The 22,267-nt window shown below is 70.4% G+C and carries 20 protein-coding genes; 11 read left to right on the top strand and 9 right to left on the bottom strand.

Translation table 11 applies throughout. The annotated features are described in order from the left end of the window. Window positions 1-629: 629 nt before the first annotated feature. The gene (locus tag ACFPIH_RS08450) at window positions 630-2,087 is read right to left on the bottom strand and encodes an MFS transporter (protein WP_381169807.1); all 1,458 of its coding nucleotides are present in this window, start codon (window positions 2,085-2,087) and stop codon (window positions 630-632) included. A 302-nt stretch (window positions 2,088-2,389) separates the two neighbouring features. Here ACFPIH_RS08450 and ACFPIH_RS08445 point away from each other — a divergent pair, with 302 nt between their 5' ends. The 3 genes from ACFPIH_RS08445 (at window position 2,390) to ACFPIH_RS08435 (ending at window position 4,590) form a co-directional block, all read left to right on the top strand. Beyond that, entirely contained in the window at window positions 2,390-3,655 is a 1,266-nt protein-coding gene (locus ACFPIH_RS08445; RefSeq protein WP_381169805.1) for an amidohydrolase family protein, read from the top strand. A gap of 97 nt (window positions 3,656-3,752) precedes the next feature. Further along, window positions 3,753-4,247 (top strand): DoxX family protein, encoded by a 495-nt coding sequence (locus ACFPIH_RS08440; RefSeq protein ID WP_381169803.1) that lies wholly within the window; start codon window positions 3,753-3,755, stop codon window positions 4,245-4,247. 37 nt (window positions 4,248-4,284) lie between these two features. After that, window positions 4,285-4,590, top strand: a complete 306-nt coding sequence (locus tag ACFPIH_RS08435) for a DUF1330 domain-containing protein (protein ID WP_381169801.1) — start codon at window positions 4,285-4,287, stop codon at window positions 4,588-4,590. A 39-nt stretch (window positions 4,591-4,629) separates the two neighbouring features. Here ACFPIH_RS08435 and ACFPIH_RS08430 read toward each other — a convergent pair whose 3' ends face one another. The 5 genes from ACFPIH_RS08430 to ACFPIH_RS08410 form a co-directional block, all read right to left on the bottom strand. Further along, window positions 4,630-5,925, bottom strand: a complete 1,296-nt coding sequence (locus tag ACFPIH_RS08430; protein WP_381169799.1) for a DUF3500 domain-containing protein — start codon at window positions 5,923-5,925, stop codon at window positions 4,630-4,632. A 152-nt stretch (window positions 5,926-6,077) separates the two neighbouring features. Beyond that, window positions 6,078-7,529, bottom strand: a complete 1,452-nt coding sequence (locus ACFPIH_RS08425; RefSeq protein ID WP_381169974.1) for a sensor histidine kinase — start codon at window positions 7,527-7,529, stop codon at window positions 6,078-6,080. Between the two features lie 8 nt (window positions 7,530-7,537). Further along, window positions 7,538-8,263 (bottom strand): response regulator transcription factor, encoded by a 726-nt coding sequence (locus ACFPIH_RS08420; RefSeq protein WP_381169797.1) that lies wholly within the window; start codon window positions 8,261-8,263, stop codon window positions 7,538-7,540. A gap of 90 nt (window positions 8,264-8,353) precedes the next feature. After that, window positions 8,354-9,124, bottom strand: a complete 771-nt coding sequence (locus tag ACFPIH_RS08415; protein WP_381169795.1) for an SDR family NAD(P)-dependent oxidoreductase — start codon at window positions 9,122-9,124, stop codon at window positions 8,354-8,356. After that, on the bottom strand, window positions 9,121-10,662 hold the full coding sequence (locus ACFPIH_RS08410; RefSeq protein WP_381169789.1) for an acyl-CoA synthetase: 1,542 nt from the start codon (window positions 10,660-10,662) through the stop codon (window positions 9,121-9,123). The genes ACFPIH_RS08415 and ACFPIH_RS08410 overlap by 4 nt, the downstream gene beginning before the upstream one ends. 200 nt (window positions 10,663-10,862) lie before the next feature. Between ACFPIH_RS08410 and ACFPIH_RS08405 the strand changes: the two genes are divergently transcribed. From ACFPIH_RS08405 to ACFPIH_RS08395, 3 genes are read left to right on the top strand one after another with little or no spacing between them, the layout of a single operon-like run. Then, the gene (locus ACFPIH_RS08405; protein WP_381169787.1) at window positions 10,863-11,681 is read left to right on the top strand and encodes an enoyl-CoA hydratase/isomerase family protein; all 819 of its coding nucleotides are present in this window, start codon (window positions 10,863-10,865) and stop codon (window positions 11,679-11,681) included. A 44-nt stretch (window positions 11,682-11,725) separates the two neighbouring features. Beyond that, entirely contained in the window at window positions 11,726-12,784 is a 1,059-nt protein-coding gene (locus tag ACFPIH_RS08400) for an alcohol dehydrogenase catalytic domain-containing protein (RefSeq protein ID WP_381169785.1), read from the top strand. Between the two features lies 1 nt (window position 12,785). Further along, the gene (locus ACFPIH_RS08395) at window positions 12,786-13,940 is read left to right on the top strand and encodes an acyl-CoA dehydrogenase family protein (protein WP_381169783.1); all 1,155 of its coding nucleotides are present in this window, start codon (window positions 12,786-12,788) and stop codon (window positions 13,938-13,940) included. A gap of 66 nt (window positions 13,941-14,006) precedes the next feature. Here the strand turns inward: ACFPIH_RS08395 and ACFPIH_RS08390 are convergent, their stop codons facing one another. After that, window positions 14,007-14,714: a TetR/AcrR family transcriptional regulator gene (locus tag ACFPIH_RS08390; protein ID WP_381169781.1), complete on the bottom strand. Its 708-nt coding sequence runs from the start codon at window positions 14,712-14,714 to the stop codon at window positions 14,007-14,009. A 195-nt stretch (window positions 14,715-14,909) separates the two neighbouring features. On the opposite strand from ACFPIH_RS08390, the gene ACFPIH_RS08385 reads away from it, so the two are divergent. After that, window positions 14,910-16,913, top strand: a complete 2,004-nt coding sequence (locus ACFPIH_RS08385; RefSeq protein ID WP_381169779.1) for an alpha-ketoacid dehydrogenase subunit alpha/beta — start codon at window positions 14,910-14,912, stop codon at window positions 16,911-16,913. Window positions 16,914-16,973: 60 nt separating this feature from the next. Here ACFPIH_RS08385 and ACFPIH_RS08380 read toward each other — a convergent pair whose 3' ends face one another. Beyond that, a complete protein-coding gene (locus ACFPIH_RS08380; RefSeq protein ID WP_381169778.1) occupies window positions 16,974-18,020 on the bottom strand; it encodes a cyclase family protein in 1,047 nt (348 codons plus the stop codon). Between the two features lie 160 nt (window positions 18,021-18,180). On the opposite strand from ACFPIH_RS08380, the gene ACFPIH_RS08375 reads away from it, so the two are divergent. After that, on the top strand, window positions 18,181-18,576 hold the full coding sequence (locus ACFPIH_RS08375; protein ID WP_381169776.1) for a nuclear transport factor 2 family protein: 396 nt from the start codon (window positions 18,181-18,183) through the stop codon (window positions 18,574-18,576). Between the two features lie 27 nt (window positions 18,577-18,603). Further along, the gene (locus tag ACFPIH_RS08370) at window positions 18,604-19,002 is read left to right on the top strand and encodes a nuclear transport factor 2 family protein (protein WP_381169774.1); all 399 of its coding nucleotides are present in this window, start codon (window positions 18,604-18,606) and stop codon (window positions 19,000-19,002) included. Between the two features lie 68 nt (window positions 19,003-19,070). Here ACFPIH_RS08370 and ACFPIH_RS08365 read toward each other — a convergent pair whose 3' ends face one another. After that, on the bottom strand, window positions 19,071-20,699 hold the full coding sequence (locus ACFPIH_RS08365) for a flavin-containing monooxygenase (protein WP_381169772.1): 1,629 nt from the start codon (window positions 20,697-20,699) through the stop codon (window positions 19,071-19,073). Window positions 20,700-20,925: 226 nt separating this feature from the next. On the opposite strand from ACFPIH_RS08365, the gene ACFPIH_RS08360 reads away from it, so the two are divergent. Both ACFPIH_RS08360 and ACFPIH_RS08355 read left to right on the top strand, forming a co-directional pair. Then, a complete protein-coding gene (locus ACFPIH_RS08360) occupies window positions 20,926-21,336 on the top strand; it encodes a carboxymuconolactone decarboxylase family protein (protein ID WP_381169770.1) in 411 nt (136 codons plus the stop codon). A gap of 110 nt (window positions 21,337-21,446) precedes the next feature. Beyond that, a complete protein-coding gene (locus ACFPIH_RS08355; protein WP_381169768.1) occupies window positions 21,447-22,187 on the top strand; it encodes an SDR family NAD(P)-dependent oxidoreductase in 741 nt (246 codons plus the stop codon). The last annotated feature ends 80 nt before the right edge of the window (window positions 22,188-22,267 follow it).

The raw sequence follows: 22,267 nt of genomic DNA, 5'->3' as shown, positions 1-22,267 counted from the left end.
GGGCCAGGGTCTCCTCGGGCTCCAACCGCCGCAGCTCGTGGGCGAGTCGGCGGGCAGGTCGCCCAGCGGCACCGCGTGGCCGGGGAGGAGGCCGTGCGCGCGAGCGGCCTGGAGTGGACCGTCCTGCGCCCCTCGTCCTTCGCCTCCAACACGCCGAGCTGGGCCGGGGCTGTCCGTGAGGGCACTCCCGCGCCCAACATGACGGGCGGGAGCCGGCAAGGGATCGTGGACCCGCGGGACGTCGCCGAGGCCGCGGTCGCCGCGCTGACCGGCCCGCGGCATTCGGGGCGCACGTACACCCTGACCGGCCCCGAGACCCTCGGCGCCCATGAGCAGGCCGCCGTCCTCGGCGAGGTTCTCGGCCGTGCGGTGCCGCTGCACGACCTGTCGCCGGAGGGACGCCGCGAGCAGCTCCTCGCCGCCGGCCTGAGCGAGGCCTACGCCGACGGTCTCATGATCGCGGCCAGGTTCATCCGCGAGGGCGGCAACGACGTCGTCACCGAGGTGCCGGGGCGGCCGGCGCGGACGTACCGGGAGTGGGCGCGGGACCACCGGGGGGTGTTCGTCCGACAGACGCGGGTGGGGCGGTGGATGGCTGGATCCCACCGCCCCACCCGCGCTGCGACGGGTCAGGCCGCCTGGCCGACGGTGGCCTCGTCGAGGCGCTTGCTCTTCGGGATCAGGAGGACGAGCACGGCACCGAGGGCGCAGCAGCCGACGACCAGCCAGAGCCCGTTGGTGAAGCCGGCGTCGAGGTAGAACTGGGTGCCCTTGAGGATCTTCCCGTTCTGGGCCATCACGACGAAGGCCAGCTGGGAGACGACGATCTGGGCGACTCCCTGGCCGAGGGTCTGCACACCGTTGGCCAGTGCCTGTTCCTCGGGGGAGACCACCTCGATGATCATGATGGGCACGATGGCCATGACCATGCCGGTACCCAGTCCCGCGATCAGGCCCATCTCCACGATCTGTGCGGCGTTGTGGTGCAGCTGGGTGCCGATGCCGTACCCGAGGACGGTGAGCGCGGAGCCGGTGCCCAGGAGGATGCGTGCGTCGATCCGGCGGGCGAGCACACCGGTGCCGACGGCCGCCACGATGATCATGGCGCTGATCGGGCTGGTGACGATGGCGTTGTGCGTCCCGGACCAGCCCAGGCCCTCGGAGACGGTGGGGATGTTCGGCATCAGGATCAGCAGCTGTATCACCACGCCGACGGCACTGAGCGAGCCCGCCGCGATGGACGTGGCCAGCAGGACGGTCCACACCGGACGGCGTCTGGTCATGGACAGCGGGAACAGGGGTTCGGCCACCCGGCGCTCGACGAGGACGAAGGCGACCAGCGCGACCACCGCGCCGACGATGTAGCCGGCGAACTTGCCGCTGTCCCAGCCCCAGTGCGATCCCTGGCCGACGGCGTAGACGAGCGCCGTGACTCCGCCGCCGAGAAGGATTCCGCCGGCCCAGTCCATCCGGCCGCCCGCCGCGCGGATCGGGCTCTCGGGCACGAAGGCGGCCACCAGCAGGAAGCTCACGGCGGTGCTGATGGCCATGAACCACAGCACGCCGCGGAAGCCGTAGTCGTCCAGGAGCCAGCCGGACAGGAACGGCCCGCCGAAGGCGACGAGGCCGACACCGCCGGCCAGGATGCCGCTGGCGAGTCCGACCCAGCGGCGCGGGAAGACGTCACGGGTGATCGCGTAGGCCAGCGGGGCGGTCGCCGCGTAGATGCCCGCGATGCCGCGCCCGATCAGCAGGGTGCGGTAGTCGGTGGCGAGGGCGGCGACCAGGTCGCCGACGAAGCCCAGCCCGGTGGCGACGAGCAGGACACGCTTCTTGCCGAAGAGGGCCGCGGCCTTGACCGCGAAGGGCAGGAAGAAGGTCCCGGTCAGCAGGGTCATCAGGGTGAACCAGGCGATGTCGGTGGTCCGGAAGTGGATCGCGACATCGGCCTGCGCGATGCCGGACAACGCGGCCATGAGCGCGACCAGCTGGACGGTCCATACGAGCGCGACGACGACGAGTGCGTTGCGCGCCGAGGAGCGGGTGGGCTCGGGGGCCTGCGGAGGAGCGGTGCGGGTCTCGGACATGCGGGGCCTTCCGTGGTGCGTCGGAGGGTGCGGGGAGAGCGTGGGGAGGTGTGGGGAGTGCGCCCGTAACGTAGACCTAACGGTCGGTACAATCAACGGGTCGCGCAGAGGGAATTCATTCCGGCCCGACGCGCACCTGCGGCCGCCGTTCCCCTTGACGGGGGAGAGGGGGCGGGGGTAGACATAATTCTTGAACGACCGGTCGGTATAAGTAATTCGCAAGGGCTGTGCCCGGACTGATCGGTGGCGGAACGGACGACGAGGTTCGGAAAGAGGTACGCCCTGTGTTCAAGGAATTTGTCGTGTCGGGAGACTCGCACATCATCGAGCCCGTCGACCTGTTCAAGACCCGGCTTCCCAAGAACCTGCGAGAACGGGCTCTGTGGGAAGAGGAGTTCACGCTGGACGAGCCGATCGTTCCGGGCGGACACACGGAGTTCAAGAAACTGCACACCATCGGGTTCGACGGCTGGACCATCTCCAAGTACCGGCAGACCGGCGGGCAGACCCCGGACGGCGATCCGGAACACATCATCCGGGACATGAACTTCGACGGTGTCGACGCCTCGGTGATGTTCCCCAACCTCTCGCTGTTCGTCCTGTTCACGGACGACCACGAGCTCTCCATGGCACACGCCCGGGTGTGGAACGACTACCTCGTCGAGCGTTACCTTCCCTACAAGGAGCGACTGCGCCCGACGGCCGCGATCCCGCTCACGAACGTGCCCGAGGCCGTGGCGGAGATCGAGCGGGTCGCGAGGCTGGGGATCGGCGCGATCCTCCTCCCGGAGATCCCGCCCCTGCCCTACTACGCGCGGGAGTACGACCCGGTGTGGGCCGCCGCGCAGGCGCACGGGCTGCCGGTGTTCATCCACGTGGCCACCGGCGGGGTGAAGGTCAAGGAGGAGGTGTCCGAGACGGCGACGACCGTCCGGGGCCTGATGATGGCCATGAACATGGGCAAGGGCAACCTGACCGACGACATGGTGGCGGGCCGGACCATGGGCAGCGCGGTCGGGTCGGCCGTGGCCGGTCCGCAGGGCATCATCGCCAGCCTTGTCGGCGGCGGCGTGTGCGAGCGCTTCCCCGACCTGCACTTCAACCTGATCGAGTACACCGCCGGCTGGCTGGTCTCCTTCATGGGCTACATGGACAAGGCGTGGAAGACGGGCACCGGCCAGGACCCCGACTGGTGGCTCGGCTTCTGGGACGACAACCGTCCCGCGACGGAACAGCCCTCCATGGGACGGCTGTTCGCGATCAACGACAAGTGGCCCTACCCGCTCAAGCCCACCGAGTACGTCCGCCGGCAGATCCACGTGCAGTTCGCGGACGACCCGACGGCCGTCAAGGCCCGTCACATCACCGGCCTGTCGACGGTCATGTGGGGCAACGACTACCCGCACGCGGAGGGGACCTTCCGCAGCAGCGCCGACTGCATCGCCGAGAACTTCGAGGGCGTGAACGACGAGGACCGCGCCGCCATCCTCGGCGGCACCCTGGCCGACGTCGTCCACTTCGACAAGAGCCGGAAGCTGGCCCCGGTGAAAGTCTCCGAGGACGCCTGAACCGCGGCCCGACCGCAGACCGGACGTCGGTCCCGGCCCTCACCGGGGGCCGGGACCGACGCGGCGTTCCAGACGCGACGAGGAGTCGGAGACGGCCTTGAGCCATGACATAGGCATGCTGGTGATCCGCCTGGCCCTCGGGCTGATGCTGGTCGCCCACGGATCCAACAAGGTCTTCGGGCCCGGCGGACTCGGCGGTACGACCGGCTGGTTCGAGTCGCTCGGACTGCGTCCGGCCTGGCTGCACGCACGGCTCGCCGCGGCCACCGAGATCGCCGCGGGAGTCCTCCTCGCCCTCGGCCTCCTGACGGGCCCGGCCTGTACCGCGTACGTGGGCCTGATGGCCGTGGCCGCCCTCACCGACCACCGGGGCAAGGGCTACTTCGTCTTCAAGGGCGGCAGCGAGTACGTACTGCTCGTCGGCCTCGTGGCGGTCGGCGTCGCCTGCGTAGGACCCGGCGCGTGGTCACTGGACGACGCGCTCGGGATCGAGACCGCCGGCGGCTGGTGGCCCGTGGCCGCGGTGGTGGCGGGCGCCGGCGCCGCGCTGGGCCTCCTCGCGACGTCCTACCGGCCGCCGCCGGCTTCGTAGAAGACCCTCGACTCGCCCGAACTCCCAGGAGAACACCATGCCCAAGGGCTACGTCATCGTGACCGAGGCAATCAAGGACCCCGAGGGGATGGAGGCGTACACCCGGGCGGCGGGACCCTCGATGGCCGAGAGCGGGGCCCGGCCACTCGTCGTCGACGATCAGCCCCGGGTGCTGGAAGGGGAATGGCACGGCAGCCGCACGGTCGTTCTCGAATTCGAGTCCGTCGAAGCGGCCCGGGCCTGGTACGACTCCGACGCCTACACCGAGGCCAGGCCGCTGCGCCAGGCCGCGGCCGAGTCGCACGCGGTACTGCTGAGCGGCTTCGAGCCGCCCCGCGCCTGAACCCGGGCTGCCGTGCCCACGGTGGCCATGGTCGCCACGTCACCGGTGGTGCGGTGACGTCAGGTAGTGCTGTCGCAGGAGTTCCTTTCCGTAGTCGTTGCCGTTGGGGGTGCGGATGACGGAGTGGACGTGCTTCTGGGTGGCGCCGCTGCCCTGTTCGGCGCCGTACGCGCCCGCGAGCGGGCCGGGGGCCTGGCAGTCGACCTCGACCCAGACGACCGGGCTGTGCACCCGGACATAGAAGGCGGAGTCGTCGGCGATGCCGCCCGCCCAGGTCACGTACGTGTCGTCGAGATGCCCCCGCACCTCCGCCATCCGCGCCTTCGCGACGTCGGCCTTGGCGCGGCCGGCGAAGGCCTCGACGATGCCGAGCAGCTTCTTCTTCTGCGCGGCGGTGAGTTCGTCGCCGCGCAGGCCCGTGTACTCCTGGACCGTGTTGTCGGCGAAGGCACCCGCCTTCATCGACTCGTTCGACTTGGTCGAGGACTCGATGGCGACCGCGCGCTGGGCCTCGGTGAGGGAGTTGACGAAGGCCAGGCTCGCGACGACCTCCTCGTGGCAGACGGTCACCGTCTCGCCGTCGATCTCCATGGAGGTCGGCTCCGAACCCCAGAAGCAGGGGCTCATGACGACCTGGTCGCCGAGGACGAAGTAGTTCACGACCAGGTGGTGGCCGTCGAACTGGAAGCCCCAGGGCTCGGTCGCCGAAGGGGTGCCCATCAGGGTCCAGTAGTAGGCGTCCTCGTTGAAGGAGTCGGTGTTGCCGATGGCCTCGCCTGCCGCCTGGTTGATCCTCCGGATCTTCTCCGTGGTCTCCAGGCCGTCGGCGCTCAGTGCCGACTTCAACAGGGCGGTTCCCAAAGCCTTCTGATCATCCGTCATGTCCGCGAGGGTGACGCCCTGGCGCTCGTAGGAGTCGATGTTGCTCCACAGCCGCCACTCGGTGGCGTGGATCGTGAACTGCGTCGCGGTCTTCTGGTCGTCGGTGAGCCCGGCGAGGAAGGCGTTCGCGGCGGTGATCACGGGGGCGGTCTTCACGCCGGTGGAGTGGATCGTGAACAGGTCGTCGATCCGCCTGCCGTCGGTGGTCAGACCGAAGAAGTCCTCGGTGATCGACTGGTTGCCGGGGCCGCCGGCCGGACCCCCGCCGGGGGCACCGCTCGGGGCGGCGGAGGCCGAGGCATCGGCCGTGGCGGTGGTGTCGTCGGCCATCGCGGCCCAGGCACCGGCGCCGCCCATGGTCGCGAAGGCCGTGGCGCCGCCGGCGAAGAAGACCTTGCGCATGAAGTTGCGGCGGCTCGCGTGCGTACGGTGGCCGGTCTCGGTCTCGGGCATCGTCGCTGGCTCCCTTCGTCGTTGGCACGTCCATGTCGGACGGCCGGGCGAGGACGACTCTGGCGGAGCAAGCTGATTCGAAACTGAACGGGAGCACCAAGGGATCGGCACACACGGGACTGACCTGCGTTTATGTGAGATCGCTGAGAGTGTCAGCCGTTCGCCTGCTCGCTGTCGGCGGGGGGCAGTTCGATGGTGAACACCGTACGGCCCGGCTCGCTCTCGACGCCGATACGGCCGCCGTGTGCCGTGGTGATGGCGGTGGCGATGGCCAGTCCCAGGCCGGTTCCGCTGTCCTCGCCCCCGGTGCGGGAGCGGGCGGTGTCGGCGCGGGTGAAGCGTTCGAAGACCGTGGGGAGGAGATCCGGGGGGATGCCGGGCCCGTCGTCGCGGATCCGGACGACGCAGGACTCCTCCGTGGCCGCGACGGTGGTGGTGACCGTGGTGCCGGGCGGGGTGTGCGTACGGGCGTTGGCCAGCAGGTTGGTCACCACCTGGTGCAGCCGCGCCGCGTCGCCCATGACCACCGCCGGCGCGTCGAGGAACACCTCGATCTGCCACTCGTGGTCACCGCCGCCGGCCCGCGCGTCCCACACCGCCTCGGCGACCAGGGACGTGAGCTCCACCTCGGCCCGCTTCAGCGGGCGTCCCTCGTCGAGCCGGGCGAGCAGCAGCAGGTCCTCCACCAGTCCGGTCATCCGCACGGACTCGGCGGTGACGCGGCGCCAGGCGAGCTTGGGCTCGATCTTCTCGGTGCCGCGGTCCATCAGTTCCGCGTAGCTGAGGATCGAGGCGAGAGGGGTGCGCAGTTCGTGGCTGGCGTCCGAGAGGAAGCGGCGCATGCGTTCCTCGGTGCGCTGGCGTTCCGCGAGCGAGGACTCGACGTGGTCGATCATGCGGTTGAGGGCGGCGCCGACCTGCCCGGCCTCCGTCCCCGGGTCCGTGTCGCGTTCGGGCACCCGGATCAGGCCGGTGACCTCGCCGTGGCCCAGCGGCGCGCGGGAGACCTCGACCGCGGTGGCGGCCACGCGTCCCAGCGGCCGTAGCCGGCGCCGGATGACGACGGCGCAGACGCACCCGGCGACGGTGAGTCCGGCGACCGTCACGGCCGCCTCGACCGCGACCAGGCCGTTGATCATGTCCTGTACGTCGTCCATGGGGAGGGCGGCCAGGACGGGCAGGCCGTCGCCGTCGATGGCGGTCACCCGGTAGGTGCCCAGGCCGGGGACGGTCCGGGTGTGGAGGGAGCCGTCCGTGGGGATGCCGTCCAGCGCGGCGATCTGCTGGGCGGTCAGGGGCTGTGGCACGGCGTCCTGGTCGACGAACTCGGCGGCGACGATTTCGCCCTCGGTGTCCAGCCGGGCGGCGATCGTGCCGGCCGGCTGCCCCCGCTCGTTCAGGAACCCCAGGTCGCCGGCGTCCCCCGCCCGGCGCTGGAGTCCGCCCTGGCCGCGCTCGGCGGCGTCGGTGACCCGCTGGTCCAGGTTGCCCAGCAGATAGGCGCGTTGGGCGTAGACGGTGGTGAGCGCCATCGCGGCACACACCACGACGAGCGTGAGGCCGATGGACAGCAGCAGACGGGTGCGCAGGGAGCGCCCGGCCATCCGGGGTCTCACCTGCCCTCCTGGGCCGGCCGGATGGTGTATCCCATCCTGCGCAGCGTCCGGATCATCGGCGCCCGGCCCTTGTCGATCTTCTTGCGCAGGTTGGATATGTACGCCTCCACGAGGTTGCCGCTGGCGTCGAAGGAACTGCTCCAGACATGGTCGAGGATCTGGGCCTTGCTCAGCACCTGACGCGGGTGGCTCATCAGCAGCCACAGGAGGTCGAACTCCTTGGCGGTCAGCTCGATGGGCGTTCCGTCGCGGTGCGCCTCCCGTGTCCGCTCGACCAGGATGAGGTCCCCGACGGCCAGGACGGGCTCGTCGCCCTTCGCGTCCTCGACACCGGCCCGGCGCAGCAGGCCGCGCAGCCGCAGCACGACCTCCTCCAGGGAGAACGGCTTCGTCACGTAGTCGTCCGCCCCCGCGGTGAGGCCGTCGATACGGTGCTCCAGCGCGTCCCGGGCGGTGAGCATGAGAACGGGCAGCCGGGGGTTCTCGTACCGCAGACGCCGCAGCACCTGTACGCCGTCCAGGCCGGGCAGCATTCCGTCCAGGACGACGGCGTGCGGTGCGCAGCCGCGTGCGGTGAGCAGCGCGCTCTCCCCGTCGGCCGCCGAGTAGGGCCGCCAGCCCGCCTCGGTCACGGCCACGGCCAGCGTTTCGACGAGCCCGGGTTCGTCATCGACGATCAGTACGCGGATCGGGTCCTCGTGGCGTTCGGAAGTGCCAGACATGCTCCGATCATGTCGGGGTTTACTGGAGATCCCTGTGGCACGCCTTGGTGAAACCTGTGGATCGCCGCGGCGGGGCCCGTTCGGCTCCTCCTACCGCGCCGTCCAGCCGCCGTCCACGGTGAGGGTCGTGCCGGTGACGAAGCGGGAGGCGTCCGAGGTGAGGAACACCGCGGCGCCGCCGAGTTCCTCGGCGCTGCCGACCCGGCCCAGGGGAGTGCTCTGTACGATCTGCTCGCCCCAGCGGCTGGCGAGCAGCCCGGAGCTGAGGTCGGTGTGGAAGTAGCCGGGGGCGAGGGCGTTGACGCGTACCCCGCGGTCGGCCCACTCGACGGCCAGGGACTTGGTCATGGCCTCGACTCCGCCCTTGCTGGCGGCGTAGGCGGCGATCCGCTCGAACCCGGTGACGGCGTGCACCGACGTGACGTTGACGATCGAACCCGCCCCCTGCTCCAGCATCACCCTGCCTGCCTCGCGGCAGCAGTGGAAGGTGCCGTGCAGATTGACCTCGATGACCTGTCGCCAGTCGTCGTCGGTGACCCACTCGCTCCGGGTGAAACGGGGGCTGATCCCGGCGCAGTTGACCACCGCGTCCAGACGGCCCGTCCCGTGGGTGATGCGCTCGACCATGTCCCGCACGGCGCCGGAGTCGGCGACCGACCCGGGTACGACCAGCACCTTGCCGCCGTCCTGGGCGAGTTCGGACTCCAGCTGCTCCAGGTCCGGGGCGGTACGGGCGGTCACCGCCACCGTCGCGCCGGCCTGCGACACGGCCACGGCGATCGCCCGGCCGAGACCCTTGCCGGCGCCCGTCACCCAGACGGTCTTCCCGTCCAGGCGCAGTTCGCTGTTCACACCGCTCATGACCGGTCGTCCTCCACGGGAAGGTCGCGCAGGGTCCGCTTGAGGACCTTGCCCGAGGGTGTACGGGGCAGTTCGTCGACGAAGTCGAAGCGGGCGGGCACCTTGAACTTGGCCAGGCGGCCCTGGCAGAACTCCCGCAGCTCCGCCGCCCCGGCGTCTGCCCCGGGCCGCAACACCACGAAGGCGCGGGGGACTTCACCCCACCGGGGGTGCGTCAGGCCGACGACCGCGGCCTCCAGCACCTTGGGGTGCTCGTACAGCACCCGCTCGACCTCGGGGGTCGCGATGTTCTCGCCGCCCGAGACGATCATGTCCTTCTTGCGGTCGTCGATGTAGAGGAAGCCGTCGTCGTCGACGTGCCCGATGTCCCCGGTGTGGAACCAGCCGTCCTGAAGGGCGGCGGCCGTGGCCTTCTCGTCGCGCCAGTAGCCCGCGAAGACCTTCGGGCCGCGCAGGGTGATCTCGCCCAGCTCGCCCGCCGGGACCTCCTTGCCGGTGTCGTCGACGATCCTGACCCGGGTGTGGGGGACGGGGCGTCCGACGGACCCCAGCTTGTCGAGCGCGTGCCCGCGGTCGAGGAAGGTGTCGCCGGAGACCGTCTCGGTCAGTCCGTAGGCATCGGCGAACCAGGCGTTGGGGAAGGCGTTCATGATGCGCCGCAGCACCGGTTCGGGTGTCTTCTCGCCGCCGCCGAGGACGAAGCGCACCGAGGCGGTGTCGTACGACTCGCGGTCCGGTACCTCGAGGACCGCGTTGACCATCGCGGGCGCGAGCCACACGTTGGTGACGCCGTGCTCCTGGATCGCGCGCAGCACGCCGGCCGCGTCGAACTTCCGCTGCAGGACGACGCTTCCGCCCGCGTACAGCACCCCCAGGGCGGGCATGTCGAGGCCGCCGACGTGGTACAGCGGACCGCACACCAGCGTGGTGTCCGCGGCCGTGAGACCGAAGTGGACGATATGGGCGAGGTTCTTGGCCTGCACGTTTCCATGGGTGATGCACACCCCCTTGGGGCGCGCGGTGGTGCCGGAGGTGTACATCAGCCGCTGGAGGTCCTCCGGCCCCACCTCGACGGGCTCCACGCGGGCGCCCGGGTGCCGGGCGAGGACGTCCTCGTAACCGGTCCACTGCTCCGGCACGGTCTCCCCGCCGACTAGGACGCGGTGCTCCAGATCCGGCAGGTTCGCGGCGACGCGGTCCACCGCGCGCAGGAACTCGGGCTCGGTCACCAGCACCTTGGCCCGGGCATGGCCGAGGATGTACTGCCATTCCTCCTCGGACAGCCGGTAGTTCAGCGGCAGGAAAACCGCGCCGAGCCGGCCTGCCGCGTACACCAGTTCCAGGAATTCGGGCCGGTTGTAGAGGAGCAGCCCGACGACGTCACCACGCCGGACCCCCAGCTCGGCCAGCCCGGCGGCCAGCCGGTTCACCCGCTCGTGCAGCTCCCGCACGGTCAGGCGCTGCTCTTCCTGTACGACGACCACGGCATCGGGTCGCTGCGACAGGTGGTAATCGAGGATGCTCGCGAAATTGTGCACGGCAACTCTCTCGGCTCGGCGGTCAGGAATGTCCCGACCGGTCGGTTGCTCGCTCCCAAGATTTAGTGTACCTCTTGGTCTATAAAACTGACCGCACTCTACGACGACGCGCGCCGAGCGACAACCGTCCAGGCGCCGGCGGTGTCACCGGGCCGTCGGCTTCCGCGGACGAAGCAGCAGAACAGACGAGGAGGGCCTTCGTGCCACGTATCCGCCGGGACGGTGAGGGACCGGTCGTCACGGTCCGCCTCGACAATCCGCCCATGAACGCGTTCGACGACGAGCAGCGCGACGAACTCGCGGCGTGCGTGCGCGCGTTGGCGGACGCCCGTGGCGTACGGGCCGTGGTGCTGTTCGGCGGGGAGCGGCTCTTCGCCGCCGGGGCGGACATCAGGGCGCTGTCGGCGATGGGGCCCGAGGAGGTGCGGGGCTGGAACCGGGCCCTGCAACGGACGTTCGACGAGGTCGCCCGGCTCCCCATGCCCGTCGTCGCGGCGCTCACCGGGTACGCGCTCGGCGGCGGTATGGAGCTGGCCCTCGCGGCCGACTACCGGGTGGCGGCGGACAACGCCGTCCTCGGTCAGCCGGAGGTGCAGCTCGGCATCATGCCGGGGTCGGGCGGCACCCAGCGGCTGGTGCGGCTGATCGGGCCGTCACGGGCGAAGAACCTGCTGATGACCGGCCGTCGGGTGGGCGCCGAGGAGGCGCTGCGGCTCGGGCTCGTCGACGAGGTCGTCCCCGCGGACGCGGTCCTCGACACGGCGCTGGCCTACGCCCGCCGGCTCGCCGAGGGTCCGCCGGCCGCGCTGGAGGCGATCAAGGAGGCGGTGGACCACGGCGGCGACGCCGGACTGTCCGCCGGGCTCGCACTCGAACGGTCCCTGTTCACCGGCGTGTTCGGCACGGCCGACGCCGCGTCCGGAATCCGCTCGTTCCTCGAACACGGCCCCGGGAAGGCGCGGTTCACCGGCACTGACGGTGGCACCGGTACCGACGGTGGCACCGGTACCGACGACTAGGGACGGCGGCGCAGGGGCCGTACGACACGAAAGGGGTGGAGAAGATGAAGGCGTTGCGCTGGCACGGCGCGCGGGATCTGCGGCTGGAGGAGCTGCCCGACCCGCCCGAGCCACAGCCGCACCAGGCGGTCGTGGAGGTGGCCTGGTGCGGAGTGTGCGGCACCGACCTGCACGAGTTCCTCGAAGGCCCGCACATGATCCGCAAGGGACCGCACCCGCTCACCGGGGCCAGCCCACCCCTCGCCCTCGGCCACGAACTCAGCGGCATCGTTGTCGCGTTGGGCGCCGAGACACCCGGTGTCTCGGTCGGCGACCGGGTGACCGCGGACCCGGTCTGGCGCTGCGGGGTCTGCTACTGGTGCGTGCGCGGCGAGTACCACATCTGCCCGAAGAGCGGCTCGGTGGGCCTCGCCTCGTCCGGCGCCTTCGCCGACCGCGTCACCGTCCCGATCGCCGGACTGACCCGTCTCCCCGACCACGTCAGCGACGAGATGGCGGCCGTGGCCGAACCCCTCGCCGTCGGTCTGCACGCCGTCACGCGCGGGGGAGTGCGCCCGGGCGACAACGTGCTGGTCGTCGGCGGCGGCCCCATCGGCTTCGCCGTCGTGCTCGCCGCGCGGCTGGCGGGGGCGGCCGGGCTCTACGTCAGCGAACCGCTCAAGGAGCGCCGGGAGCGGCTTCTCGACCTGGGCGTCACCGAGGCGTTCGACCCGCGCGAGACCGACGTACGCCGTGAGCTGTTCGTCCGCACCGGCCGGATCGGTCCCGACGTCGTCATCGACGCGACCGGGGTGGCAGCGCTGGCCGCGGAGGCCGTTGCCACGGTCCGCCGCGGCGGCCGGGTCGTCCTCGCCGGCGTCGGCCACGGCAAGGTCGAGATCGACATGGGTCAGCTCGTCTTCTACGAGCGTGCCGTCCTCGGCACGCTCGGCTACCACCACGACATCCCCCGGGTGATCGACCTCATGGCCACCGGGCGGCTGGACGCCTCCCCCCTGATCACCGGCCGTTTCCCCCTCTCGGAAGGAGCCGGGGTCTTCGCGGACCTGGCCGCCGACCGGGCCCGCCACCTCAAGGTTCTGCTGACCCCGAAGGGACTGTGACATGGATTTCGACCTGCCGGAGGAGACCCGGGACCTTCAGGACATGGTCCGTGAGTTCGCGGCCAAGGAGATCACCCCGCACGCGGCCGAGTGGTCCGAGAACGAGCACTTCCCCACCCATATCTTCACCAAGCTCGGCGAACTCGGCCTGATGGGCATGCTCGTGCCCGAGGAATACGGGGGAGCCGGCTCCGACACGGTGTCGTACGTCGCGGTGATGGAGGAACTCGGCGCCGCCGACCAGTCGGTGGCCTCCTCCTGGAACGCGCACTCGACCATCGCCACGCTGCCGCTGCTCGCCTACGGCACCGAGGCGCAGAAGCAGCGCTGGCTGGCGCCGCTGGCACGCGGCGAGGCGATCGGCGCCTTCGGCCTGACCGAGCCGGACGCCGGCTCCGACGCGGCCGGCATCGTCACCAGCGCCCGCCGGGCGGACGGCGGCTGGGTGATCAACGGCACGAAGATGTTCATCACCAACGCCGGCACCGACATCAGCCAGGGCGTCACCCTGCTCGCCGTGACCGGCCGGGACGCCGGCGGACGCAAGCAGTACGCGACCTTCTACGTCGAGACCGGCACCCCCGGCTACAGCTGCGGCCCCAAGCTGAAGAAGCTCGGCTGGCACGCCATGGACACCCGGGAACTGGTCTTCGACGACGTCTGGATCCCCGAGGACCATCTGATCGGCGAGGAGGGGGGCGGGCTGCGCCAGTTCCTGTCGGTGCTCGACAAGGGCCGGATCAGTGTCGCCGCACTGGGCCTGTCGCTGGCCAAGGCGGCCCTGGGCCTGGCGGTCAAGCACGCCACGGAACGGCACCAGTTCGGCCGCCCGCTGTCGGACTTCCAGGCGGTCGCCCACAAGATCGCCGACATGGGCACCGAGGTCGAGGCCGCCCGCTGGATGGTCTACCGCGCCGCGTGGCTCGCCGACCAGGGACGGCCGCACAGCACGGAGGCCGCCATGGCCAAGCTGTACGCCTCCGAGGTCGCCAACCGCGCCGCCTCCCAGGCGGTCCAGATCCACGGCGGCTACGGCTATGTGCGCGAGTCGGAGATCTCCCGGTTCTACGCCGACGCCAAGATCCTGGAGATCGGCGAGGGCACCAACGAGATCCAGCGCAACGTCATCGCCAGGGCGCTGGTGAAGCAGGCGTGAGGCCGCGATGAGGTACGGCGGCACGGCCGGGTCCCGCGGTGCGCCTGAGCGCACCGCGGGACCGGGTCAGCCGGCGACCGGGGCCGGTACCCAGGCCACCTCGGGGTCGAGCGAGAGCTCGGGCCGGTCGCGCTTGAACGCGGCGGCACGCTCCTCGGCCTCCCCCAGGTCGGCCTCCGTCCCGCCGAAACCGCGGAACAGGGTCGCGCAGTACTCGCGGGCCAGGTACTGCGGGTCCCAGCGGCCACCGGGCTTCACCCACTGGTAGGTGTGGTTGTGCAGATTGAGGAACTGCAGGGTCGCCAGGCGCGGTTCGGGCACCCGCAGGCTGCTCTGGCCGGCGGCCTCCGTCAGCAGCCCGGTGATCAGGTGCTCGAAGTCGGAGCGCTGGCCCAGCAGGGTCGCCAGCTCGTCGCCGCTGAGACTGCGGTAGTCGTGCTCGTAGACCCAGATGTGGTCGAGCCGGTGGAAGATGATCGTCAGCAGCGATTCGGACAGCAGCCGCAGCCTGAGCAGCGGGTCCGCCTCCAGCGCGGCGATCTGGCGCGCGCGGGACAGCAGCGGGCTCATCACCCGCGACTGGATCTCGATCAGCAGGTTTTCCTTGGAGCCGATGTAGTAGTACAGCGCGCCCTTGGCGAGCCCCACGGCCCGGCCCAAGTCGTTGACGGAGGTCGCCGCGTAGCCCTGGCGGGCGAACAGCTCGGCGGCCGTGTCGATGATCTTCTGGCGGCGGACCTCGAAGTCCGGCCCATGACCAGGCGGTCGTGGCATCGCATCTCTCCCCTGATGGGACGACGTGTCGAACCGACCCAACCCCGACCCCGCTCCGGGCGGCCTCAGGCACGCGCGGGGGGACAGCGGGCCCCGGGACGTCGTCATTCTAGTTTGCTAGACCAGACGGTACATTAAAAGACGGAGTCGGACGGCGCCGGGCGCGCCTTCTGCACCAGCATTGCGAGGACGCGCATGACTCAGGCACCGCAGTTCACCGGCGCGGGCATCGGATCCCGATCCGCGCACGCGGAACAACTCCTGGAAATGTACCGGCGGATGCGCCGCATCCGGCGCTTCGAGGAACGGGCCTCCGAGCTGTACAAGGCGACGGAGATCCCCGGATTCCTGCATCTGTCGATCGGCCAGGAGGCCAGTGCCGTCGGCGCCTGCTGGCCGCTGGGCGAACGCGACGGCATCACCTCCACCCACCGCGGCCACGGGCACGTCCTGGCCAAGGGCCTGGACTCGGCGTCGATGATGGCCGAGCTGATGGGCAAGGAGGCCGGCACCTGCCACGGCCGCGGCGGCTCCATGCACATCGCCGACCCGGGCCTGGGCATCTACGGCGCCAACGGCATCGTCGGCGCCGGGCTCCCCATCGCCACCGGAGTCGCCACGGCCGCCAAACTGCGTGCCGCGGGCGATGTGGTGGTGGCGTTCTTCGGGGACGGCGCGGTCGCCCAGGGCATGTTCCACGAGGCCGTCAACCTGGCCGCCGTGTGGGATCTGCCGGTCGTCTTCCTCTGCGAGAACAACCACTACTCCGAGTTCTCGCCAGCCTCCGAGCAGCACCGCGCCCCCCTCTCCGCCCGCGCGGCCGGCTACGGCATCGGTTACGCGCACGTCGACGGCAACGACGTACTCGCCGTGGCCGGACTGATGACCGACGTGGTCGACCGGCTGCGCGAGGGCGGCGGTCCGATCCTGGTGGAGGCCGAGACCTACCGCTGGCACGGCCACTACGAGGGCGACCCCGAGCGCTACCGCGCCGCCGAGGAGGTCGCCGCCGCCAAGGAACGCGACCCGCTGCTGGTCGCCCGCCGCCACCTGGCCGAGGCGGGCGTGCCGATCGCACTCGCCGACGCCGTGGACGAGGAGATCGAGAAAGAGATCGAGGCGGCGGTGCAGTGGGCGCGCGGCCTGCCGGAGCCCGCCCCGGAGACGCTGTACGACTTCGTCTCGGCGCCGCGCACCGCCGTCCCGGAGCCCGCTCCGCCCACGGGGGAGGTGTTCCGGACCATGGACGCCGTACGCCTCGCCCTGGAGCACGAGATGACGGCGGACCCGTCCGTCTTCGTCGCCGGCATCGACGTCGGCGCGGGCGGCAACGTCTTCGGTCTCACCCGGGGCCTCGCCGACGCCTTCCCCGGCCGGGTCCGCGACACCCCGATCAGCGAGAGCGCGATCCTCGGTACGGCCGTCGGCGCGGCCATGGCCGGGATGAAGCCCGTCGTCGAGATCATGTACATGGACTTCATCGGCGTCTGCCTGGACATGCTGCTCAACCAGGCCGCCAAGCTGCGCTTCATGACCGGCGGGCGGGCCTCCCTGCCGCTCGTCGTGCGCACCCAGTTCGGCGCCGGCCGCTCCTCCGGCAGCCAGCACTCGCAGAGCCTGGAGGCCCTGCTGGCGCACATCCCCGGCCTGACCGTGGTGATGCCCTCCAACCCGGCCGACACCTACGGCCTGCTGCGCGCCGCGATCCAGGACCCCAACCCGGTGGTCTTCGTGGAGAACCGCCTCCAGTACGGCTTCAAGGGGCCGCGCCCGCCCGAGGACCACCTGCTGCCGCTGGGCAGGGCGAAGGTCGTCCGCGAGGGCACGGACGTCACCCTCGTCTCCTGGTCGCGGATGGTCCAGGACTGCCTGGCCGCCGCGGAAGTGCTCGCGGCCGAGGGGGTGAGCGTCGAGGTCGTCGACCTGCGGACCATCGCCCCGCTGGACCGGGAGACCGTCCTCGCCTCCCTCGCCAAGACCAACCGCCTGGTCATCGCGCACGAGGCGGTACGGGACTTCGGCGTCGGCGCCGAACTGTCCGCGCTCGCGGTCGACGAGGGCTTCTGGCACCTCGACGCCCCCGTGACCCGGGTGGCCCCGCCGCCGGTGCCGGCCCCCTACGCACCGTCCCTGGAACGGCTGTGGCTGCCCTCCCGGGACACCATCGCGGACACGGTCCGGCGGATCGCCGCCGTGTGACACGCAAGAGAGGAGGGGCCCCCGGGACCGGATCCCGGGGGCCCCTCGTGGTTCAGGCCGTCAGACGGTCGCGACCGGTGTCAGCGGGCTGCCCTGCGTCCCCGGCAGGTTCAGCGGGGGAGCGGTGAGCAGGAAGCGGCTGCGGTTGTGCTCGCGCAGCCAGGCCGCCAGGTCGTGCAGGTACCACAGCTCGCCCATCGGGACGCCCAGCTTGAACAGGCACAGGTGGTGCAGCGGCAGCAGGGTGTGCGGGCCCTGGGCCTGGGTGACGCCCACGCCCTCGATCGCGTAGTTGTCCGACGCGATGGCCGAGATCTGCGACTCGGCGATCCAGTCGAGCAGCGCCGGGTCGTCCGCGTCCAGGTAGGCCGCGGTCTGGTGGATCGCCACCGGGTCGGGGTTCTTCTCCCAGGCGAGGACCTGGGTGGCGAAGCCCGTGTGCAGCAGGAGGATGTCACCGGGCTCGACCACGACGTTGTCCGCCGTCATGATCTCCTGGAGCTGCTCGAAGTTGACCGGCTGGTAGCCGGTGCCCAGGTGGTGGGCGATGTCGATGAGCACGCCACGGCCCTGCACGCCGTGCTGCGCCATGTGCTCCAGGCCCAGGTGACGTGCGAAGCCGACGCTCCCGCTGCCGTCGCCCTTTGCGTCCTCCTGCGGTCCGACGATGTCGGTGTCCGCCCGGAAGCCGTTGTAGTAGACGGGCTCGGCGACCCCGTCGCCGTCGGCGTCGAACTCGGCGCCCTGGTGGGCGAGGGAGTCCCACTGCGTCGAGTACTGGAGCCAGAGGGTGACCACGTCGTCCGACCACACATCGATGAGGTCGGGCGAGAAGTGCTCGCTCGCCTTGATGTTGTAGAAGACGTCCTGCTTGTGCTGGAGGTCCTCGGTGGGCCGCAGGATCGGCGGGTACCGCCGCTGGTTCAGGGCCGTACCGCCCGGATAGTCGAGCGGCAGGCTCAGGCCGAACGTGATCCCGTGCTCCACCTCCCGCACGCCCTGCAGGACCTTCTCCGGCGTCAGCAGGTTGATACGCCCCAGCTCGTCGTCCTCGCCGAACTCGCCCCAGGTCGAGCCGGGCGGACGCTGCTTCCAACGCTTGGTCACGGTGTTCCTCCTCGTGCGACGGTCCCCGTTGACAGCCGCCCAGTATGCTATTGAGATTGGACCGCTCGGTCAACAAATCTTTGACGCTGTGATGAACAGCCTCTCCCTTAATCTCACCGAGGGCAATAGACTGCGTGGTCGAAACAATCTGGAGGAAGCAATGAGTGATTCCACAGCGGCGTGGGTCGCGGCGGGCGTGCGATCCGTGATAGGGGCGCACACCCAGGCCCAGGACGCCGGCCGCACGGACGACGTCGTCGCGCTGTACACCCCCGACGCGGTGCTCGAACTGCCGGGGATGGACCCCATCGAGGGGCACGACGCACTGCGCGAGGCCTTCAAGTCGTGGGCGCCGACGCAGCCGCAGCTGCACCTGGTGACCAACACCGTCGTCACCCCCGGGGCCGAGGGCGAGGCCACCGCGACCAGTGACGTGGCCTTCCTCCAGCGCGGCGAGTCCGGCTGGGCGGTGCACCTCGTCGGGCACTACGAGGACACGCTGCGCCGTCATGAGGGCGGGTGGCGGCTGCACCGCAGGAGCACCACCTTCCAGTAGTCCCACCCACTCACCCTTGGGAGCGAGATGAGCACATCGACCGAGGCCTCGGTCGCGGCGAACGTCCAAGCCGCCATCGCCGCCTACGCACAGGCTCTGGACACCGGACGCATGGACGACCTGGCCGAGATGTTCTGGCCCGACGGAGTCGCCGAGATCGCCGGCATCGGCACCTTCGAGGGCCAGGAGGCCATACGCAAGGGGTACGCGGCCTTCGCCCCGGCCCAGCCCCAACTCCACCTGACGGCCAACACCGTCGTCACGTCGTGGACGGAGGACGAGGCGACCGCGGTGAGCAACCTGGCGTTCTTCCAGCGCGGCGAGGCGGGCTGGGCGGTGCTGCTGGTCGGCCGCTACGACGACACGCTCACCCGTCGTGACGGTGTCTGGCGGTTCCAGCGGAGGGTGACGACCTTCCTGCAGTAGCGCCGAGTGCGAGACGGCGGGGCCGGTCGGAGATGGTTCACCATCCCCGACCGGCCCCGCCGCGGTGTTCACGCGTCGTCCTTCTCCATGGCCTTGGAGAAGGTGAACGTCGCGTACTCGTTCTGCCTGACGGCGGCGACGGTCTCCAGGAGCGCCCACCGACCCGTCGGGTTCAGCAGTTGCTTGACCGGCTTGCCGGGGATGTTGGCCCCGTAGAAGTAGCTGCTCTCCAGGAAGGAGGACTGCGTGCTGCTGTTCATCTGTTCCGTCCACTCCTCCTCGGCGCCGGCGGCCGCCTCGACGACGTCGTGGCCGTGGTCGCGCGCGTGGACGAGCGCGTCGGTGACGAGCTCCACCTGGTCGCCGGCGTACCGCGGGTTGTTGCCTGTCGCACCGTGCGGTCCGCCGGGGAAGAAGAAGTTCGGGAAGCCGGCCGCCGCGATCCCGAGGTAGGTGCGCGGACCCTCCGCCCAGTACTCCTTCAGCGGGAGGCCCTGACGGCCGCGCACACCGAGCCGGTTGAGGGCGCCGGTGCCGAAGTCGTAGCCGGTGGCCCAGATGATGATGTCGAACTCCTCGACACCCTCGGTGGTTTCGATGCCGTCCTCGGTGATGCGGGTGATCGGCGTCTCGTTGATGTCGACGAGGGAGACGTTCGGCTTGTTGTACGCCTCGTAGTAGCCGGTTCCGAAGGGAGGCCGCCGACCGCCGTAGCCGTGACCCTTGGGGATCAGCTTCTCCGCCGTCTCCGGGTCCTTGACGATGCCGCGGATCTTGTCGGCCATGAACGCGCACCACTCCGTGTTCACGGTCTCGTTCGTCAGCATGTCCCAGTAGTGCTCGGACAGCTTGGTGAAGCCGGGGCCGTTCCACCGCGTCTCGTAGAACTCCTGGCGCTGCTCCGGGGTGTCGTCGAGGCCGGAACGCATGGTGATCTGGTGGAGGAAGCCGCTCGGCGAGGTGTTCAGCGTGTCGCGGATGGACTCGTAGTTCGCCTTGAGCTCGGCCTGCTCCTGTGGCGTGATCGGCCCGTTGTTGAGCGGGGTGAGCCAGTCGGCCTGCTTCTGGTAGACCGTGAGCCGGGCCACGTCGTCCGCGATCGCGGGGACGATCTGCACACCGCTGGATCCGGTGCCGATCTGGGCCACCCGCTTGCCGCTGAAGTCGACGGGGGTCTTCGGCCAGCGGCTGGTGTGGTGCTGCTCGCCGCGGAAGTCCTCGCGTCCCGGGATGGCGGGGATGAACGGCACCGAGAGATTACCGGTCGCCGCGACGACGTAGCGGGCCCGGAACTCCGTGCCGTCGCTGCCCCGTACGGTCCAGGTCCCGGACGGCTCGTCATAGACGGCCTCGGTCACCTTGACGCCGAGCCGGATGTCGCGCCGCAGGTCGAACCGGTCGACGACGTGGTTGAAGTAGCGCTCGATCTCGGGCTGGCCCGCGAACTTCTCCGACCACTCCCACTCCTCCCACAGCTCCTTCGAGAACAGGTAGCCGTAGGTGTAGCTCTCGGAGTCGAAGCGCGCCTCGGGGTAGCGGTTCCAGTACCAGGTACCGCCCACACCGGTGCCCGCCTCGATCAGCCGCGCCGAGAACCCGGCCTCGCGGGCCAGGTACAGCTGGTAGATGCCGGTGACGCCGGCTCCGATGACCAGGACGTCGGTCCAGGCGCTCGACACCTTCGTCGATTCGCTCATCTGCCCTCCAAGGTGACAGGGGCGGTGGTGCTCCTGCGGTGATTCATAGTTCGACCGGTCGATCGAATATTCAGACCGAGCGTAGATGAGGGGGTCGGTGCGGGCAATGGGCGTGGTGGCGAACGTTTTGTGTGTCGACCCGCTTCAGCCATTGATTGTACCGACCGTTTGATCTAACTTTCCCGTCAAGGCGATGGCCGCCTTCTCGTGCAAGCAGGAGCCGCATATGAACGCGAAGACCGCCGAGGAGCCCGAGGGGCCCGCAGCCGGCTCGGATCTGCGGGCCGCGGGTCTCGAAGCCCTGCGCGCGGTGCTGCCCGGGGTGTTTCCCGAGGGTGACATCGACCTGCGGGACGGACAACTGGGTGAGGAACTCGTCGAGATCGGCCTGACGACCGTCTTCGGCTCCCTGTGGGCCCGCAAGGGGCTCGGGTTCCGGGACCGCAGCCTGGTCACGCTGGGCATCCTGATCGCGCTCGGCGCCGAGTCGGAGCTGAAGACCCACGTCCGCATCGCGCTGACCAACGGGCTGACCGAGGACGAGATCGCCGAGGTCATCTACCACTCCGCCGGATACGCCGGCTACCCCCGCGCCACGGCGGCCCGAACCGCCGCCCGCGAGGCGCTGAAGGGCTGACCGGCCCGGCGGATCGGGGCACGGCACAACGGGGCACGCACAACGGGGCACACACAACGGGGTCGACCGGGTCCGGCCGCCGGAGCCGCACAGTACAAAGGAGCGCGCACATGTCACTGCAAGGAAAGGTCGCCGTCGTCACGGGCGGCGCCCGGGGCATCGGTCAGGGGATCGCGACCGTACTGGCGGCCAAGGGCGCCGCCGTCGCCGTATGGGATCTGAACGTCGAGGGCGCGGAGAAGACCGCCGCCGCGATCCACGAGGCGGGCGGCAAGGCGATCGCCGTGGGCGGGGACGCCTCCGACGCCGCCGCGGTGGCCGAGGCCGCCGCCCGCACCCGCGCGGAGCTCGGACCCGTCACCATCCTCGTCAACAACGCCGGGACGACGGCCTACCAGCCGTTCACGGACATCACCGAGGACGCGTGGGACCGCATGATCGGGATCAACCTGAAGGGTCCCTTCCTGGTCACCAAGGAGATCGTGCCCGACATGCTCGCCGCGGGATGGGGGCGGATCGTCAACATCTCCTCCTCGTCCGCGCAGACCGGCGCGCCCGCCATGGCCCACTACGTGGCCTCCAAGGGCGGTGTCATCGGCCTGACCCGGGCGCTGGCGATCGAGTACATCGACAAGGGGATCACGGTCAACCACGTCCCGCCCGGCTTCATCGACACCCCGCTGGTCCGCCAGGGTCCCGTCGACGTGGACGCGGTCGCCGCCTCGATGCCGATGAAGCGCGCCGGCACCCCTGAGGACGTCGCCCACGCCGTGGCCTACCTGGCCTCCGAGGAGGCGAGCTACGTCACCGGCCAGACGCTCAGCGCCAACGGCGGGCGCTACCTGCTGTGAGATCCCGCTGGTCTGTTGATTGTACCGACCGTTAGGTCTATATTTCCCGCAGGGTCCGGACCACCGGGCACGCCGCAATG

This window comes from Streptomyces vulcanius (assembly GCF_042653945.1).
Taxonomy (GTDB): domain Bacteria; phylum Actinomycetota; class Actinomycetes; order Streptomycetales; family Streptomycetaceae; genus Streptomyces; species Streptomyces mangrovi.
Note: the sequence above shows the minus strand (reverse complement) of the source record. Positions and strands in the feature narration are given on the sequence as shown.

What these genes read in the sequence shown, in the direction of transcription:
- ACFPIH_RS08430 (WP_381169799.1), bottom strand. Translation starts at nt 5,925, where the DNA reads ATGCCCGAGACCGAGACCGGCCACCGTACGCACGCGAGCCGCCGCAAC.
- ACFPIH_RS08395 (WP_381169783.1), top strand. Translation starts at nt 12,786, where the DNA reads ATGGATTTCGACCTGCCGGAGGAGACCCGGGACCTTCAGGACATGGTC.
- ACFPIH_RS08435 (WP_381169801.1), top strand. Translation starts at nt 4,285, where the DNA reads ATGCCCAAGGGCTACGTCATCGTGACCGAGGCAATCAAGGACCCCGAG.
- ACFPIH_RS08415 (WP_381169795.1), bottom strand. Translation starts at nt 9,124, where the DNA reads ATGAGCGGTGTGAACAGCGAACTGCGCCTGGACGGGAAGACCGTCTGG.
- ACFPIH_RS08385 (WP_381169779.1), top strand. Translation starts at nt 14,910, where the DNA reads ATGACTCAGGCACCGCAGTTCACCGGCGCGGGCATCGGATCCCGATCC.
- ACFPIH_RS08390 (WP_381169781.1), bottom strand. Translation starts at nt 14,714, where the DNA reads ATGCCACGACCGCCTGGTCATGGGCCGGACTTCGAGGTCCGCCGCCAG.
- ACFPIH_RS08360 (WP_381169770.1), top strand. Translation starts at nt 20,926, where the DNA reads ATGAACGCGAAGACCGCCGAGGAGCCCGAGGGGCCCGCAGCCGGCTCG.
- ACFPIH_RS08425 (WP_381169974.1), bottom strand. Translation starts at nt 7,529, where the DNA reads ATGGCCGGGCGCTCCCTGCGCACCCGTCTGCTGCTGTCCATCGGCCTC.
- ACFPIH_RS08355 (WP_381169768.1), top strand. Translation starts at nt 21,447, where the DNA reads ATGTCACTGCAAGGAAAGGTCGCCGTCGTCACGGGCGGCGCCCGGGGC.
- ACFPIH_RS08375 (WP_381169776.1), top strand. Translation starts at nt 18,181, where the DNA reads ATGAGTGATTCCACAGCGGCGTGGGTCGCGGCGGGCGTGCGATCCGTG.
- ACFPIH_RS08365 (WP_381169772.1), bottom strand. Translation starts at nt 20,699, where the DNA reads ATGAGCGAATCGACGAAGGTGTCGAGCGCCTGGACCGACGTCCTGGTC.
- ACFPIH_RS08400 (WP_381169785.1), top strand. Translation starts at nt 11,726, where the DNA reads ATGAAGGCGTTGCGCTGGCACGGCGCGCGGGATCTGCGGCTGGAGGAG.
- ACFPIH_RS08370 (WP_381169774.1), top strand. Translation starts at nt 18,604, where the DNA reads ATGAGCACATCGACCGAGGCCTCGGTCGCGGCGAACGTCCAAGCCGCC.
- ACFPIH_RS08450 (WP_381169807.1), bottom strand. Translation starts at nt 2,087, where the DNA reads ATGTCCGAGACCCGCACCGCTCCTCCGCAGGCCCCCGAGCCCACCCGC.
- ACFPIH_RS08420 (WP_381169797.1), bottom strand. Translation starts at nt 8,263, where the DNA reads ATGTCTGGCACTTCCGAACGCCACGAGGACCCGATCCGCGTACTGATC.